Source organism: Limnohabitans sp. TS-CS-82, assembly GCF_002943475.1.
Genome location: NZ_PTQX01000015.1, coordinates 1 through 15,538 on the forward strand (window position 1 = coordinate 1; position 15,538 = coordinate 15,538).

At 52.4% G+C, this 15,538-nt stretch carries 15 protein-coding genes; 13 read left to right on the forward strand and 2 right to left on the reverse strand.

The features are described from left to right. A partial coding sequence (locus C5F52_RS23285; RefSeq protein WP_104800758.1) for a site-specific integrase occupies positions 1-1,186 on the forward strand: 1,186 nt, incomplete at its 5' end. Positions 1,187-1,405: 219 nt separating this feature from the next. Here the strand turns inward: C5F52_RS23285 and C5F52_RS23290 are convergent. Continuing rightward, positions 1,406-1,960 (reverse strand): TetR/AcrR family transcriptional regulator, encoded by a 555-nt coding sequence (locus tag C5F52_RS23290; RefSeq protein WP_104800759.1) that lies wholly within the window; start codon positions 1,958-1,960, stop codon positions 1,406-1,408. Between the two features lie 120 nt (positions 1,961-2,080). On the opposite strand from C5F52_RS23290, the gene C5F52_RS23295 reads away from it, so the two are divergent. The 6 genes from C5F52_RS23295 to C5F52_RS23320 all read left to right on the forward strand — a co-directional run bounded on the left by C5F52_RS23295 (position 2,081) and on the right by C5F52_RS23320 (position 8,560). Continuing rightward, on the forward strand, positions 2,081-3,055 hold the full coding sequence (locus tag C5F52_RS23295) for a hypothetical protein (RefSeq protein ID WP_104800760.1): 975 nt from the start codon (positions 2,081-2,083) through the stop codon (positions 3,053-3,055). A 54-nt stretch (positions 3,056-3,109) separates the two neighbouring features. Next, positions 3,110-3,307, forward strand: a complete 198-nt coding sequence (locus tag C5F52_RS23300; RefSeq protein WP_104800761.1) for a hypothetical protein — start codon at positions 3,110-3,112, stop codon at positions 3,305-3,307. 224 nt (positions 3,308-3,531) lie between these two features. Further along, complete coding sequence (locus tag C5F52_RS23305) at positions 3,532-5,466, forward strand: 7TM-DISM domain-containing protein (RefSeq protein ID WP_104800762.1); 1,935 nt, start codon at positions 3,532-3,534, stop codon at positions 5,464-5,466. After that, positions 5,463-6,200 carry a response regulator transcription factor gene (locus C5F52_RS23310; protein ID WP_104800763.1) on the forward strand — a complete coding sequence of 246 codons (738 nt, stop codon included), beginning with the start codon at positions 5,463-5,465 and terminating at the stop codon, positions 6,198-6,200. Before C5F52_RS23305 ends, C5F52_RS23310 begins: the two co-directional genes overlap by 4 nt. 232 nt (positions 6,201-6,432) lie before the next feature. Further along, positions 6,433-7,983 (forward strand): hypothetical protein, encoded by a 1,551-nt coding sequence (locus C5F52_RS23315; RefSeq protein WP_104800764.1) that lies wholly within the window; start codon positions 6,433-6,435, stop codon positions 7,981-7,983. 250 nt (positions 7,984-8,233) lie between these two features. Further along, a complete protein-coding gene (locus tag C5F52_RS23320; RefSeq protein ID WP_146100149.1) occupies positions 8,234-8,560 on the forward strand; it encodes a hypothetical protein in 327 nt (108 codons plus the stop codon). On the opposite strand, the gene C5F52_RS23325 is transcribed toward C5F52_RS23320, so the two are convergent. Next, the gene (locus tag C5F52_RS23325; protein ID WP_104800766.1) at positions 8,549-9,949 is read right to left on the reverse strand and encodes a sensor histidine kinase; all 1,401 of its coding nucleotides are present in this window, start codon (positions 9,947-9,949) and stop codon (positions 8,549-8,551) included. The two genes, C5F52_RS23320 and C5F52_RS23325, sit on opposite strands and share 12 nt — an antisense overlap. A gap of 212 nt (positions 9,950-10,161) precedes the next feature. Here C5F52_RS23325 and C5F52_RS23330 point away from each other — a divergent pair, with 212 nt between their 5' ends. Genes C5F52_RS23330 through C5F52_RS23355 form a run of 6 tightly spaced genes read left to right on the forward strand, consistent with a single transcriptional unit; the run spans position 10,162 to position 15,533 of the window. Beyond that, the gene (locus C5F52_RS23330; RefSeq protein WP_369954079.1) at positions 10,162-10,926 is read left to right on the forward strand and encodes a GntR family transcriptional regulator; all 765 of its coding nucleotides are present in this window, start codon (positions 10,162-10,164) and stop codon (positions 10,924-10,926) included. Between the two features lie 43 nt (positions 10,927-10,969). Further along, the gene (locus C5F52_RS23335) at positions 10,970-12,136 is read left to right on the forward strand and encodes an ABC transporter substrate-binding protein (protein WP_104800767.1); all 1,167 of its coding nucleotides are present in this window, start codon (positions 10,970-10,972) and stop codon (positions 12,134-12,136) included. Further along, positions 12,136-13,014, forward strand: a complete 879-nt coding sequence (locus tag C5F52_RS23340; protein WP_104800768.1) for a branched-chain amino acid ABC transporter permease — start codon at positions 12,136-12,138, stop codon at positions 13,012-13,014. The genes C5F52_RS23335 and C5F52_RS23340 overlap by 1 nt, the downstream gene beginning before the upstream one ends. Then, positions 13,011-13,988, forward strand: a complete 978-nt coding sequence (locus C5F52_RS23345) for a branched-chain amino acid ABC transporter permease (RefSeq protein WP_104800769.1) — start codon at positions 13,011-13,013, stop codon at positions 13,986-13,988. Before C5F52_RS23340 ends, C5F52_RS23345 begins: the two co-directional genes overlap by 4 nt. After that, positions 13,985-14,803, forward strand: a complete 819-nt coding sequence (locus C5F52_RS23350) for an ABC transporter ATP-binding protein (protein WP_236657988.1) — start codon at positions 13,985-13,987, stop codon at positions 14,801-14,803. Before C5F52_RS23345 ends, C5F52_RS23350 begins: the two co-directional genes overlap by 4 nt. Beyond that, on the forward strand, positions 14,796-15,533 hold the full coding sequence (locus C5F52_RS23355) for an ABC transporter ATP-binding protein (protein WP_104800770.1): 738 nt from the start codon (positions 14,796-14,798) through the stop codon (positions 15,531-15,533). The genes C5F52_RS23350 and C5F52_RS23355 overlap by 8 nt, the downstream gene beginning before the upstream one ends. Positions 15,534-15,538 lie beyond the last annotated feature (5 nt).

Consider the following 15,538-nt stretch of genomic DNA (forward strand, 5'->3'; position numbering starts at 1 on the left):
CGACATTCGCACACTCAAAGCACTCAACAAACCTCAACGCTACTCAATCAGCGACACCCGTGGACTTCATCTGTGGGTTAGACCCGACTTGCTTAAGTTCTGGATTTTTCGATTCACATTCAATGGCGTCCGCAAAGACGCAAGCCTCGGCTCATTCCCTGCAGTCACTCTCGTTGAGGCAAGAACTAAAGCACTCAAGATGAAAGGCATGGTGCTGAATGGAACCAACCCTATTGAAGTCAAGAAAAAACTGACACAACAGTCAGCCTTGAATTCAGCCCCCAAAGTGACCTTCAAAAAATACGCACTCGATTACATCAAGACGTTCTCCCCGCAGTGGACTAATCCCAAACACGCGTCCCAATGGATAAACACTATGACGACATACGCCTTTCCAGTCATCGGCTCAATGTCCATGGAAGATGTGACAACAAATCACATCATTCAAATACTTTCACCCATTTGGTCGTCAAAACATGAAACTGCATCGCGTGTGAGAGGACGCATCTCAAAGATACTGTCAGCAAGCATCACATCAGGACATCGAACAAAGGCGAATCCAGCATTGTGGGCTGGGCACTTGGAACATCTCCTGCCCAATATCCGGAAGTCACAACGACATCACCCCGCCCTGCCCTACGCGGACTTACCTGCATTGATGAAAGAGCTTGCACTCAACGAATGTATGTCGTCACTTGCACTGCAGTTCACCATTTTGAATGCCGTCCGAACGGGAGAGGCGATTTATGCAAAACGAACAGAAATTTCCAATGATGTTTGGTCGATTCCAGCAGAGCGAATGAAAAGTCGTCGACCTCACCAAGTCCCCTTGTGCTCACGCTCGCTGGAGTTGATCAAAAAAGCAGCAGCGATGGAACCAGAAAGCGAGTTCATTTTTTCGAACAACAAAGAATGCCTTTCTTCTATGGCCATGTTGATGCTGCTGCGTGGATATCGATCAGGTATGACAGTTCATGGGTTTCGCTCGAGCATGCGTGACTTCATTGCAGAAGAAACAACACACAGTCCAGAAGTCGCAGAAATGACGTTAGCCCACACAATCGCAAATCGTGTTGAAGCGGCTTATCGTCGTGGAAATCTTATGGATCGACGACGCGCACTGTTAGAAGATTGGCAGGATTTCTGTCTCGGCATTGCCTCGCAGAAAGATGAACAAAGACAGTGAGACTGAAGCCAACAGTACGAACCATGTCAGCACGGTAAAGAACATTGCTCCCCACAGTAAGCCAGCCCCTCTAACGTCAAGGGGCGGTTGAAAGGCTTTGGCACTGTGCATCGGGTCTAAGGTCACCCTCAATGGGGTACTACTTAGACACTCGTCTTGTTCTCCCTCTCCGCCAAAATAAAACCCTAAGTGATTTTTTCGCTTAGGGTTTTTTCATTTTTACGCTTTGCTTGGCAGTAACAATTTCAAGCTGGGGCTGATGAAATCAAGGCATTCTTTTGCGCTTGCCCCGCTGACAACGGCATTGCGGTAACCCACGTAATAAAGCGACCAAATCGCAATGCAGCAAGCGGGCACGTCCGCATGCGCTTCGGCTGTCAACGCAGAAATGATGGGGCTGAGCAATGCCATCACTTGATCGCGGATGCGTTCTTCGTAGGTGGCAGACCACATCCAGCCGTATGCCGCACTTTCACGGCGTATTTTGATGTGTTTGATGTCAGAAGCGTAAAGCGTCACCAAATAGCGGTGAATGAAATCGCTGACATTTTCATCGGGTGTTCTTTGAAATTTGTTTGTAATGTTGTCGATTTGTTCATGACTCAGCGCAATGCTGATTTCTGCCAGTAAATCAATTTTTGTAAGCCCAATTCGATAGGCTTGTACGGGGCTGAAGCCTGCATGGGCAGCGATCTCCCGCATTCCCACCTCGGCGTAACCCTTTTCCTCAAAGAGTTGCCTTGCAGAACTAACGAACTGGCTTTGTCTATCCATCTACGCCGAAAATTAATTATAAATTTGAAGAAATTAACAATATAAACATTATCACATGCCAATTGTTAACGCGTTTACAATTCTGTCAATTTCGAAGAACTTTTTGACTGACTTTTAGCAATGACTTCCACTTTGTGGCAACCCAGTGACGCTACGCGCTTGAAATGTCTCCGAGAACTGGCCAATATTAGTGCGACCGAGTTCGCGAAAGCTAACGCAATCTCACAGGCTCAACTCGATCAGCTGGAAAAAGAGGGCGATAGCGCTTTTTACAGTCCATTGATCAAATATCAACTGGGCAAAAGGTTGCTGAACGCGTTGGATCAAAAAACAGCCGCAGAAAGTGGCTCAGCGCCATTGAATGAGCCCATCACGTATCCCCACCCATCAGGCATCGTCAACCTCAATAAGAATGACCAAGCGCTCGCCATGCTTGACAAAATTGCCGAAATTTCAAACCGCGATTACAACCCGCCGATTTACAAAACCTTTATCCAATCGATTCGAATTTGCTGGAGAGAACATATTGTTTTTTCCCGTGTGTGTCTTCTTATTTTTGTGATCTTGATGGGGACACGTCTTTTAAAAGACCCATTAATTGCGCTGAAGGACAAATACGTTGTGGACGATGTCGCTGTGATTGTTGAAGACATTTCAAACAATGCGGACAAACAGCCTCTGGCCTCTGCCCAGCCCTCCGCCAGCAGCTTGGTCAGTGATGTCGCGATGCAAGCAGCGTCTGCTCCTCTGACCATGTCCTCTACACAGGACTTATTTTCGCCAACTGCCACCAAGGATTGCCCTTGGACCCAAACGCCTGTGACATTGAGATCACCGTCCCCCTCAAAACCTGCTGAGTATGTGTATTTGATGGCGATCAATGACATCTCTGCTTGTGTGGTGGGGCAAAACAAGCAAACGACCACACACACGCTCAAGGCTGGGGAAAGTCAAACCGTGAATGGCCAAGCGCCCTTCAGAATTTACAGTGAACGTCTGGCCGATTTGAAGATCTTCTTTCAAGGACACCGTGTCACCGTTCCTAGCCCAGACGTCACCGATGTGCTTTTGGTCGAATCGCCTGTCGAGCGATAACGGCCGCGCTGCCCTTGGGAACCCGTCAGGCTTGCCACTTGTTGGACAACGTCTATGAATGCTCAAAATGCGTACATCATCAAACAGTATGTGTCGAACTTGGATAACGATCTTGTGTTGGCGCTAGTCAGCGTGAAATCAGCTACGTACACGGTTGAAATTATGGGTGAAGAATTGACAGAATTTCTAAGCGAGGCAGAGGCCATACGCTATGCTGAATTAATGCTTAAAAATTTCTATGTGAATAAATAATAATTAAAATTTCTTTGTGATGTGACTGCGCAGTTATGTGAGCAAATTCAATTAGTCATGAGCTGCATAAGATTTTCTGCTGTTATGGAAATTTAGGCTGGGTGTAAATCAAGCCAGATTGCTCTCAATAGCTCACACAAACTCTCTATATCTATTTAAAAATAGCTAAATTATTTGAAGATTAAATGGCTGCTGTTTAATGCTTCTATGATCTGCAGCTATCTATGCTGCGTATCATTTGTTTTTTATTTTTTTTAAGTTTCCAGCTGGCGACGCAAGCCGCAGCTTCAGATTACAAAATTAATAGTTATTTTTATCAAGATATTGAAAATAATTTAACAATTGATCATGTAGAAAAAGTTCAATTTAAGCCCTATGTGGGGACTTTGCGATTGGGCTTTCAATCCAGTCCGACTTGGATACGGTTAGAAATATACCCTTCTCAAGCGCCAACTAAAACGGTAAGCATCACCAATCCTTTGATTTTGAGGGTGGGGCCGCATTATTTAGACCACATTGAGGTGTACCAATTACACGGCGGTGTTTGGTCGAAGGAAACGGCAGGTGATCTGCACAAGAAAACAACCCAACTGTGTGCAGACGATACACATTGCTTTACTTTGCGGCCGTCAGAACATCCCGATGACGCCATTTATTTGAGAGTTCAGACGGAGGGTTTGACGCAAATACAAACAGAAGTTAAGTTGACCGATGAGTTGATGGACATCGTCCTTTCTCGGATCAAAAGTATTACCACAGGATCGACCATTGCGACGCTCTTGTGCATCTTTGCTCTCGTCTTTGTTTTTTTTGCCCGCACCATGCTGACGTACACCTACTTGTGGTGTCAGGCGGTTATTGCGCTGCATATCTTTTTCAGCACGGGTGGACAGTCCGAGCCATCGAGTACGTGGGCGCCAGAAACGTTGAACCTATTGCTGCACGTACTGTTTGTATTCAGAGTCTGTGCGATGGGCCTTTTAGGATGGGGGTTCTTATACAACTATGAGATGAGCAGAAATTATAAAGATTGCATGATTATATTTGCCCTCATTTGTTTGCTCAGTTTATGTTTGATACTGCTTGGGCACGTGCAGTTGGGCTTGGAAATTGCGTTGGCTGTTTTTGTCATTAATCCGATCGTGCAAGTATTAGGCATTTATGAAATTAAAAAGATGCCGCAAAAAATGCGTATTGTTTTGTACGCAACGTATGGTGTTTATGTGGTGTCGGGTTACTGTATATCGTTGGTCGCGCTTGGGTTTTTCTCGCAGTTAGCCACGGCAGACTTGGTTCAGCATGTTTCGGATGTGCGTCTCAATGGACTGCTGATTGCTGCTTTAACTTTTTGGGCTGTCATCACGGAGCAGTCCCAGCAGAAGCTAGAAAAAATGCAAGAAATACAAGCACTCGAATTAAATGCCGCGCAAGCCCATGCCAATCAAAACCTGGTGAATGAGCGCAATGCCCTGATTGATATGCTGACCCATGAACTGAAGACCCCGTTGAGCACGATCCGGTTTGCGTTGGCGACCTTAAAAAGCAAATTCAATGCAGATGACGAATCGATGGGCCGCGTGCAACGCATTGACAGCAGCGTGATACGTATGAATACGATGATTGAGCATGTGGCGAGGTCCAACAAAATCGATCGTACGGTGCTTGAGGCATCGACGGCAAAAATCCCAGCGGCAGAATTGATGGAAGAGTTGATCAATGAGTTCTCTCATCCGGAACGCTTTGATATGAATGTGGAAGAAAATACATACTTCCAAGCTGATCGCCAGATGTTGACGCTTATATTAGAGAATCTTTTAAGTAATGCCTATAAATACACGGCTGATCAAAAAATATCTATATCGATTGACCATCAAACTCAAGCTAAGTCGACGGTCGAAGATCCGGCATCGCATGGGCGCTCAATGCCAAATATGACCCGTTTCACCATCAGCAATCGCGTGGCGGCAGACAGCGAGCCTGATGAAGCGCGGTTGTTCGAGCGGTATTACAGGCATCCCAATTTCCAAAATCATGCAGGTATGGGTATTGGACTCAGCTTGGTCCATTCAGCCGCTGAAAAGATTGGTGCGCTCGTCAGCTACAGGCATGCGCATGGTTGTGTGATTTTTGAAGTTCATATTTCCAATGAAAGTGCATGATGAATTTATCGACCTATGAATCTAATTCGCCGCTGGTCGTTGCGCTCGTAGAAGATGATCCATTGCTGCGCAATGAAATTGAAGTTCATTTGAAAGCGCATGACTTTGAGGTGCATGCCGTCAACAGTGCGACGGCTTTGGATGATCTGATTGCACGCGTGGCCTTTGATCTTTTCATCATCGATTTGAATTTACCCGGTGAAGATGGGCTGAGCTTATGCCGCAGGTTGCGGCGCTCACTACCAAGCGCAGGCATTGTCATCATGACGGCACGCGTGGCGTTGATCGATCGTATTGCCGGTTACAAGCAAGGGGGCGCAGATATTTACCTCGTCAAACCTGTGGCCCCCGATGAGTTGGTGATGGTTTTGTTGAGTTTGGGCAGGCGTTTGAAGCAAGTCAAAACGGGCGAGGAGTGGTCTTTGAGTTTGCGTGACAGGACGCTCATCAGCCCCTATTTGGATCAAAAGTTACGACTCACCAGCCGAGAAAAAACATTGCTGGTGGCGTTGGCGCAAGCGAAAGAGAACACCTTGGAGTCCACTGCCCTGTGTGACTTATTTGGCGACGACGACGACGAGGCCGCGGGTATGAGCAAGCACGCCTTGGAAGAGTTGGTCGCGCGGTTGCGTAAAAAGCTTAAATCTGTACAGCCAGAAGATGCCGAAGCCGCCGTTAAATCGGTGTGGAGCGTCGGTTACCAATTATGCATTCAAATTAAATTCGTCTTTTAAATTAATTTATATTGATTTTCTTTTGTATATTTGACTATATTAACTTTTAATTTCTCATAAATATTTTCATAAAAACCTTTAATTTCGAGAGTCATTGAGAGCATTCACAGGTTATCAAGCGTGAATCAAGGGCGGTAATTCGTAACCTTCATCGGCAAATACATCCGCCGACCATGAAACACGAATTCTCTAGATCTAACTTCCTTGCCCGTTTAATTGGGGCGCACTTGTGATGCCGACCGGTGCACAGTTAGCCTCGGCGGTCAGTGCCACTGTTGAACTGACGCCCCACTTGACACTGGCCGTCGCACTGCAATATGTGGCGGTGTCTGACGGCGAGCTGCGTGACGCACCAAAGCGTCAACTTCTCGCTGCGCTGGGAGGTGACGATGCTGCACTCCGTGTTGCCGCTAAATATGTTCAAAGCATTCCCTTTGATCAATTTTTACAAGCTGCCTCACACCTCTTGAGCACGCAAGAAAAATTATGCATTTTGGTGAACGCATGTGAAGTGCTGATGACCTACAGCCCATCTGTAGCGGCAAAGTTGGCGTTGTTTGACCGCATGTTGACGGCGTTTGGTTTGAGCACGGATGCATTCGCCCCTTATTACAAAACAATTGTTTTGAAAAATGACAACGCCATCTTGGGTGCTTATGACAGCCAGGCTGCGACCTCTGAGCAACTCACAGCCCATGTGGCCTTGGCGACGTCGATGTTGTACACGGTGGCAGCCAGTGGCGCGATCGCTGATGAGAATATGGCGCAGCTTCAAACACTGATTGGTGAGTTTGATGGCCTGCAAGGCATCGCTTTGGCTTACATACGCCGCGTCAAATTTAACCAATTTCTGCCTCAAGCCAGCGCACGATTGACGGGGCCGCAAAAGTTATACATCTTGGTTCATGCGTGCGACTCGTTGCTGTTGGTCGACCACATTGAGGACCTTGAACGACAGATATTTCAAGCCATGCTGACAGCATTTGGCTACAACGAACGATCATTCCGCCCATATTTCCACACGATGGAAATCAAGCACGCCAAACCTGTCGTTGATCTTCCTGACGCAAGCGCTACGAGCGCCAAAGGCACTCAAAAACACAAGACCTTTGAGACCCGCATCGTTCATGTGGGCGACAAAACCAAGTCGCTGGTTGGAGCCAGTTCGCAGGCTGCTAATCCAAGCGCTTTGCTGGACACTTTGACCGCGCGTGACACAGGCGCCGTGTTTCACCGAGCCATGAAGGACAACGTTCAAGAGATTGGCAACGGCTCGGGTGCTGACGCTAACGTGGCCTTCATCAACCCAAACGCTAGCCAAGGTGCGAATATTCAAAACGTGGGTCAAGCGCAGGCCGCATTGAATCGTCAAACGCTAGACAGCCAAGGCTTGGTTGTCAATCGTCAATCTGTGGGGGTTGATCGTTTCGATGACCAGCGGGCGCTCATTCCCGAAGAAGAACGCCTCAAAGACTTGGACGTCATCATTGACAACTTGCAGCGCAAGATTGACCAATTCGAGCGGAAAAACAAAACGGTGTTACGAGAAGCCACGCAAGCCAAAATAGCCCATCCACCCGACGTTTCCGACGATTTGACCCAGATCAGCACGCCCCATCATCCCAGGGCCGTGGCCACGTCCCACCTTCAAGTTGAAAAGGCTGCGGAGCGAATCTTGGATTTGCACAACGAGGCGCGTGACTGGACGGTGATTTGGATCAGTTCAATCGTCGCCATCGTTTGCTTCACTGGCGTGATGTCCGTGCGGATCGTGTTGGGGTAATGCGATGACCACCTCACTCAACACACGATCGTGTTTGCCTTGTACCGCTTGCTGTGAAGGCTGGCTGGATGTCCAAGGCCCTGTGGCCAACGCGCGTTTAGGTACACCTTGTCAAAATTGCTCGACAGCAGGTTGCAGTATTTACGCGTCGAGACCCACCCATCCATGCCGCGACTTCGGTTGCGCTTGGCGTCAGCAAAATACCCCGTTGCCGGAGTCGATGCGTCCCGACATCTGTGGTGCTATTGTGATGTTTGACCATTTGACGTGGCTCGGTGATGGCGTCATCGTGGCTGTGGCGACGGGCTCTGGCATGCCACAGGCGACTTTTGAGTGGTTGAAAGGTTTGGCAGCCTTGTCGCAAAAAAACTTGCTGACTTTAGAGTTTGAACAAGAAAACGATGCTTATAACGGTGACTATCAACTGCACATGGTTGGGCCAGAGGCCTTCAAGCGCGACATGGTGCAGCATTTCAAAACGATAGATACCAAGCGGTTGTTGCGCCGTCGAAAAGAAATGGTCACCCTCGCGTTTGACCACATGTGGTTGACGCCCATGGCTGCGTCAGCTTCCTAGTGGCAGCGCCAACCTCACGCACGCCCCACCGTTGGGGGTGTTCGCGATGGTGAGTGTGCCGCCATGCTTTTCAGCAATGGTGCGCGAGATAGAGAATCCAACGCCGAGGCCATCGGGCTTGGACGTGACAAACGGCGTTCCCACAGGATCCGGCAAGGCCTTGGTGATGCCGGGGCCGGTGTCGTTAAATTGCAAAACACAACCATCTTCGGTAGTGCTCAGTTGCAGGGTGACCACGCGTGTGATGCTGTTTTGCATGGCTTCAATGGCGTTACGCAGCACGTTCACCAGAATTTGCGACAGCTCAATGCGGTCTCCCCAGACCAAGGCGGGTGTGGTGCACAAGTCCAAATTAAGCTGCACATCGCTAGCTTTGGCGCGAACACGCATCAGATCAGTCACGTCGCGTACGAGGCTTTGCATATCCACCCACTGATGGTGCGTTCGGGTGGGCTTGATGAAGTTGCGTATGCGTTCGATCAACGCAACAGCGCGGTGCGAACTGTTTTGAATCTCTTCCAACGTTTGTGTCAATTCGGCGGCGTTGACTTGTTCGGTGCGCAACGCCATTTGCGCGTTTTGGGCGTCCATCAAAATCGCTGTCAAAGGTTGGCTGAGTTCATGTGCAAAGGAGGCTGACATGGCGCCCAGTGCGCGCTGTCGGTCAAGGTGCGCAATTTGTGCGCCCAAGCGTTGCGCTTCTTCTTGTTTGGCGCGCAGCGCGGCCGCTTGCGCGCTTTGCTGTGATGCGCGTTCCAAAAACGTACCAACAAAGGCGAAGTTCCCCCACACAGAGGTCAGCAGCCCCATCAAAACGGTCAACATGCTGTCAAAGCCCGAAATCGTGGCGCCGGCAGGTGCAAAGCCAAAGGCGACCCGCAAGCAACGCAGCGTGATGATGCACGCCGCAATGAAATACACGGCAGACAGCCACGTGGCGCTGCGTATGCCTTGTGTCCTCGCCATCTCCAGCGCAAGCCGATGGATGTAAGTGAACAACCCAGCCAAGATCACCGTAGACCATAAAAATCTGAGCGTTGGATTTTTTGCCACGAGGTGGAAATATTCAAAACCCAAGACCGCGATCAGAAGCCCCGTCATCACCACACCGACACGCCGGGGACGTTGCAGTTGATGGCGCAACGCCATGATCGGCAAGATATTGGCAATCCACAACAAGTAATTGGCCGCGGAGTAGGTCAGCCAATCGGGGCCGCTTTCCCGTATGGCGAAAAAGAAGCACGACACACTGAAGACCAAGCCACCGCTACACCACAAAGCCGCTGCCGTCGAGCGTTGGCTGGACAGCACCATCCATGCCGTGGCGGGAAGCAAAACATAGAGAAAGCTGACCACCAAGTAGATGGTTTGTATGTCGTAAAAAGTCATGCAGCTTTGCTGTGTTTAAGGGCGATATTCAAACTATCAATTTAGCAGATTTGATGGGTCAGGTTTTGACCTTCACCCCGTCAAATGGGCGATGGCCTGCCGCGTCGATCAGGATGTCATTGGATACAAAAATCTAGTGAAAACCCTATAAATGGCAATTTACAAGCGTAAATCGGTGCTTGATGTATACAATTTTCATCATGAACACCGCCATCTCTGCCACTGCCGCTTTGCCCGAAGGCCAAGAAGAGGGTGGTTCGCAAACTGTCAAAGTTCAACTTAAATTGCGAGAAATGATTTTCGCAGGTGAGTTGCAAGCAGGCGCGCGCATCACCGAATTGGCCGTGGTGGAGCGGCTGGGTGTGTCGCGCACGCCGATCCGTGCGGCCTTGATTCGCTTGGAGCAAGAAGGCTTGTTGCAGCAGTTGTCCAGCGGTGGTTTTGCGGTGCGCACTTTTTCGGAGAACGATGTCGCCGATGCCATTGAGCTGCGTGGCACGGTTGAAGGCTTGGCCGTGCGCTTGGCGGCAGAGCGGGGTGTCTCTGAGTCCTTGCAAGCGCAAGCGGCCCAATGTTTGGATGCCATTGATGTGCTGTTGCAGGCGCTCACTCTGGATGACGACGCTTTCTCAAGCTACGTGCATTTGAATGCGCAATTTCATGGCCTGTTGGGCCAGCTCTCGGGCTCGTCGGTGTTGCAGCGTGAATTGGCGCGCGTGGGTAGCTTGCCTTTCGCGTCGCCTTCGGGCTTTGTGGTGGTGCAGGCCAACACGCCCCAAGCGCGCGATATGTTGGTCGTAGCCCAAGACCAGCACCGCCAAGTGCTCGATGCCGTGGCGCGACGCGAAGGCGCACGTGCCGAAGCCATCATGCGCGAGCACTCGCGTTTGGCGCAGCGCAATTTACGCGATGCGGTGCGTCGCCCTGATTTGCAAGACAACCCCGTTGTGGGCATGCGTTTGATTCGCCCCAACTGAGTTTCAAATTTTTCTATTCCCAATTCATTCAAAGGAGACCCTGATGCAAAAACGTTTTTTCCTCAGCGCTGTGGCGCTTGGCCTGTTGGCGGCGCATGCCGGAACAGCTTTGGCCCAAGAGAAATTCAAGATCGGTTTGATCTTGCCCATGACCGGCCCGTTTGCCTCGACCGGCAAACAAATTGAAGCGGCTGCCCGCCTCTACATGGCGCAAAACGGCGACACCGTGGGCGGCAAAAAAGTGGAGCTGATCGTCAAAGACGACACCAGCGCGCCCGATGTGACCAAGCGCATTGCCCAAGAACTGGTGGTGAACGACAAGGTCAACGTGTTGGCTGGTTTTGGCCTGACGCCTTTGGCCTTGGCCACCGCCCCGCTCGCCACGCAATCTAAAACCCCGATGGTCGTGATGGCGGCTGCGACTTCCAGCATCACACAAGCCTCGCCTTATGTGGTGCGCACCAGCTTCACGTTGCCGCAAGCCGCGGTGGCCATGGCCGATTGGGCGCCTAACAACGGCATCAAAAAAGTGGTGACCTTGGTGTCCGACTACGGCCCAGGCATTGATGCTGAAAAGTTTTTCAAAGACCGCATGCTGTTTAACGGTGGCCAAGTGTTGGACACCCTGCGCGTGCCCATGCGCAACCCTGACTTCGCGCCATTCTTGCAAAAAGTGCGTGACCTGAAGCCCGACGCGTTGTTCGTCTTCGTGCCCTCGGGCGCAGGCGCAGCGTTGATGAAGCAGTTCGCCGAGCGCGGCATGGACAAAGCCGGCATCAAGCTGATCGGCACGGGCGACATCACCGATGACGACATCTTGAACAGCATGGGCGATGTGGCCAACGGTGTGGTCACCTCGCACCACTACTCGGCGTCGCACAACTCGCCCTTGAACAAAAAATTCGTGGCCGCGTTTGAAAAAGCCAACGCTGGTTTGCGTCCTAACTTCATGGCCGTCGGCGGCTACGACGGCATGCGCGTGATTTACGAAGCGGCCAAGACCACCAAGGGTGGCAGTGGCGAGGCTTTGCTCAACGCCATGAAAGGCCAGTTGTTCGAGAGCCCACGCGGCCCTATGTTCATCGACGCGCAAACCCGCGACGTGGTGCACAACATCTACATCCGCAAGGTGGAGAAGGTGGGTGGTCAACTCTTTAACCAAGAGTTCGACACGCTCAAAGACGTCAAAGACCCAGGCAAGACCAAGTAATGCTCACACTGTTGTTTGACGGGGTTGCGTACGGCATGCTGCTATTTATTCTGGCAGTAGGCTTGTGCGTGACCATGGGGTTGATGAACTTCATCAACCTCGCGCATGGCGCGTTTGCCATGCTGGGCGGTTACGTCACCGTGGCGCTGATGCAACGTCATGGTGTGCCGTTTTTGGTGTGTTTGCCGTTGGCCTTTTTGGCTTCGGCGGCGGTGGGCGTGGTGCTGGAGCGCACGCTGTATCGGCCCATGTACAAGAAACCGCACTTGGACCAAGTGCTGTTTTCAATTGGCTTGGCCTTCATGGCCGTGGCCTCGGCGGACTACCTGATGGGCTCGCAACAGCAAATCATGCAGCTGCCCGATTGGCTGCGTGGCCGCACCGAGTTGTTGGCTGACACGCCCTTTGTGTTGGGTATGGGCCACTACCGCTTGTTCATCATTGCGGTGTGCGCGGCCTTGACGGTGGCGCTGCAATATGTGTTGTCGGCCACGCGCTTTGGCAGCCGCTTGCGCGCCAGTGTGGACGACCCGCGTGCTGCATCCGGCTTGGGCATCAATGTGAACGTGGTGTTTGCCGCCACCTTTGCCGTGGGCTCTGGCTTGGCCGGTTTGGGCGGCGCTTTGGGCGCTGAGGTGCTGGGCTTGGACCCGACCTTTCCTTTGAAATTCATGGTGTACTTTTTGATCGTGGTGGCCGTGGGCGGCACCACCTCCATCACCGGACCTTTGCTGGCAGCCTTGCTGTTGGGCATTGCCGATGTGGCGGGCAAGTACTACATCCCTAAATTGGGCGCGTTCATTGTGTACGCGCTGATGATTGCGATTTTGATTTGGCGACCGCAAGGCCTCTTCGTGCGCCAAGGAGGCAAGTCATGAACGCACACACTTCTTTGTTGCGTGCGGCGCGTTGGCAGCCTTTGGAGTTGGTGTTTTGGGCGTTCGCGTTTGCTTCGCCTTGGGTGCTGGCGCAACATGCACTCATCATCAACGAGATTGCCATCGTGGCCTTGTTTGCCGTGTCGCTGGACTTGGTGTTGGGCTACACCGGCATTGTGTCGTTGGGGCATGCGGCGTTTTTAGGTTTTGGTGCGTACTCGGCAGCTTTGTTTGCCAAGCACATCCATCCCGATCCGTTGCTGGGGTTGCTGGTGGGCATGGCGGCGGCCACCTTGCTGGGCGCCGTGTGTTCGTTGTCCATCATGCGTGGCAGCGATTTGACGCGTTTGATGGTCACCTTGGGCACCGCGCTCATCTTGCTGGAGCTGGCCAACAAGTTCAGCGACTTGACGGGCGGCGCCGATGGTTTGCAAGGCGTCATCATGGGGCCGTTGCTGGGCCAGTTTGAGTTTGACCTGATGGGCCAAACCTCGGCTTGGTACTCCTTAGCCGTGTTACTGGTGTTGTTTGTGCTGGCACGTCGCTTGGTGCATGCGCCCTTGGGCGCTACTTTGAAAGCTGTGCGTGACAACCGTTTGCGTGCCATGGCCATTGGCATTCCGGTCACCGCGCGTTTGGCGGTGGTCTACACCGTGGCCGCTGGCATTGCGGGTGCGGCTGGCGCTTTGATGGCGCAGACCACAGGCTTTGCATCGCTCGATGTGTTTTCGGTGGACCGCTCGGCCGATGTGATGTTGATGCTGGCCATCGGCGGCGTGGGTTGGTTGTATGGCGGCATCGCGGGTGCTGTGGCGTTCAAGCTGATGTACGACGTGATTGCCAACATCACCCCGCAGTACTGGACGTTTTGGATGGGCTTGTTTTTGGTGGTGCTGGTCTTGGTTGGCCGTGAACGCTTGATTCGTCCTTGGACTTGGTTTTCTGCGGCGTCCCGCAAAGAGGGGCAGTCATGAGCGCGATGCCATCGATGAAACACAACGGCAGCGGCAACAACACCGCCAACGCCAACGCCAACCCCAGCGGGTATGCCTTGCAAACGCAAGCGCTGGTCAAACGTTTCGGCGGCATCACCGCCACCGACCACGTCAACCTCAACATCGCACACGGCGCCCGTCACGCACTGATTGGGCCGAACGGCGCAGGCAAAACCACGCTCATCAACTTGATGACGGGCGTGCTGCCCGCGACCGAAGGCCGCATCGTGTTGCAAGGCGAAGACATTTCGCGTTTGGCTCCGCACCAGCGTGTGGCACGCGGCATGGTGCGCACGTTCCAAATCAACCAACTCTTCAACTCACTCACGCCCTTGGAAACTTTGGCTATGGTGGTCACGCAGCACCGCGGCGAGGGCGCACGTTGGTGGCAACCGTTGGGCCACAACGTGGCCATCACTGAGCGAGCTGAAGCATTGTTAGAGCAGTTTCACCTCACCGATGTGATGCAGCAACGCACCGAGCATTTGGCTTACGGCAAACGCCGCTTGCTGGAAATGGCGATTGCCTTGGCCTGCGAGCCTCGCGTGTTGTTGCTCGACGAACCCGTGGCGGGCGTGCCTGCGGGTGAGCGCGATGAGTTGCTGCAAACCGTGGCGGCCTTGCCCAGCGATGTGTCCATTGTGCTGATTGAGCACGACATGGACTTGGTGTTTAACTTTGCCGACCGCATCACGGTGTTGGTCAACGGCGCGGTGCTGACCGAGGGCACGCCGCAAGAGATTGCGCATGACCCGCAAGTCAAAGCCGTGTATTTGGGGACCAGCCATGACTAAAGCCACCGAACTTTTGCGCATCGACGGCTTGCGTGCAGGCTATGGCGAAGCCGTGGTGTTGCACGACATTGCGCTGCGTTTGAACGAGGGCGAAACCTTGGCCTTGCTCGGTCGTAACGGCACAGGCAAAACCACCTTGATGGACACCTTGGTCGGCGTGACCACGCAGCACGGCGGCACCATCCAGTTAGGGGGCGCGCCATTGCACCGCATGGCGCCGCACGACCGTGCTGCAGCGGGTATTGGTTGGGTGCCGCAAGAGCGCAATATTTTCAAGTCGCTCACCGTGCATGAAAACCTCACGGCGGTGGCCCGTGGTGCGCGCGGTACCCAGCACCGCGCTTGGACGCCCGAGCGTGTGTATGAGCTGTTCCCCCGTTTGGCCGAGCGTCAAGACAACTTGGGCACCCAACTCTCAGGCGGTGAGCAACAAATGTTGGCCGTAGGGCGTGCCTTGGTGCTCAACCCCCGCTTGCTGTTGCTCGACGAGCCATTGGAAGGTTTGGCGCCCATCATCGTGGAAGAGCTGTTGCGTGCCATCGCCCGCATCACCCGCGAAGAGGGCTTAAGCGCCATCATCGTCGAGCAACATCCGCAAGCCATTTTGAAAATCAGCCATCAAGCCGTGGTGCTTGACCATGGCACGGTGGTGCACAGCGGCAGCGCGCAAGCACTGTTGGATCAACCCGAACTGCTGGACCGACTCTTGGGCGTGGCCCGTGTCGACTGAACATC

Bases quoted from the DNA above. Each gene is read 5' to 3' on its own strand.
- C5F52_RS23335 (WP_104800767.1), top strand. From the start codon at position 10,970: ATGCAAAAACGTTTTTTCCTCAGCGCTGTGGCGCTTGGCCTGTTGGCG.
- C5F52_RS23345 (WP_104800769.1), top strand. From the start codon at position 13,011: ATGAACGCACACACTTCTTTGTTGCGTGCGGCGCGTTGGCAGCCTTTG.
- C5F52_RS23355 (WP_104800770.1), top strand. From the start codon at position 14,796: ATGACTAAAGCCACCGAACTTTTGCGCATCGACGGCTTGCGTGCAGGC.
- C5F52_RS23310 (WP_104800763.1), top strand. From the start codon at position 5,463: ATGATGAATTTATCGACCTATGAATCTAATTCGCCGCTGGTCGTTGCG.
- C5F52_RS23350 (WP_236657988.1), top strand. From the start codon at position 13,985: ATGAGCGCGATGCCATCGATGAAACACAACGGCAGCGGCAACAACACC.
- C5F52_RS23300 (WP_104800761.1), top strand. From the start codon at position 3,110: ATGAATGCTCAAAATGCGTACATCATCAAACAGTATGTGTCGAACTTG.
- C5F52_RS23290 (WP_104800759.1), bottom strand. From the start codon at position 1,960: ATGGATAGACAAAGCCAGTTCGTTAGTTCTGCAAGGCAACTCTTTGAG.
- C5F52_RS23305 (WP_104800762.1), top strand. From the start codon at position 3,532: ATGCTGCGTATCATTTGTTTTTTATTTTTTTTAAGTTTCCAGCTGGCG.
- C5F52_RS23325 (WP_104800766.1), bottom strand. From the start codon at position 9,949: ATGACTTTTTACGACATACAAACCATCTACTTGGTGGTCAGCTTTCTC.
- C5F52_RS23315 (WP_104800764.1), top strand. From the start codon at position 6,433: ATGCCGACCGGTGCACAGTTAGCCTCGGCGGTCAGTGCCACTGTTGAA.
- C5F52_RS23295 (WP_104800760.1), top strand. From the start codon at position 2,081: ATGACTTCCACTTTGTGGCAACCCAGTGACGCTACGCGCTTGAAATGT.
- C5F52_RS23340 (WP_104800768.1), top strand. From the start codon at position 12,136: ATGCTCACACTGTTGTTTGACGGGGTTGCGTACGGCATGCTGCTATTT.
- C5F52_RS23320 (WP_146100149.1), top strand. From the start codon at position 8,234: ATGTTTGACCATTTGACGTGGCTCGGTGATGGCGTCATCGTGGCTGTG.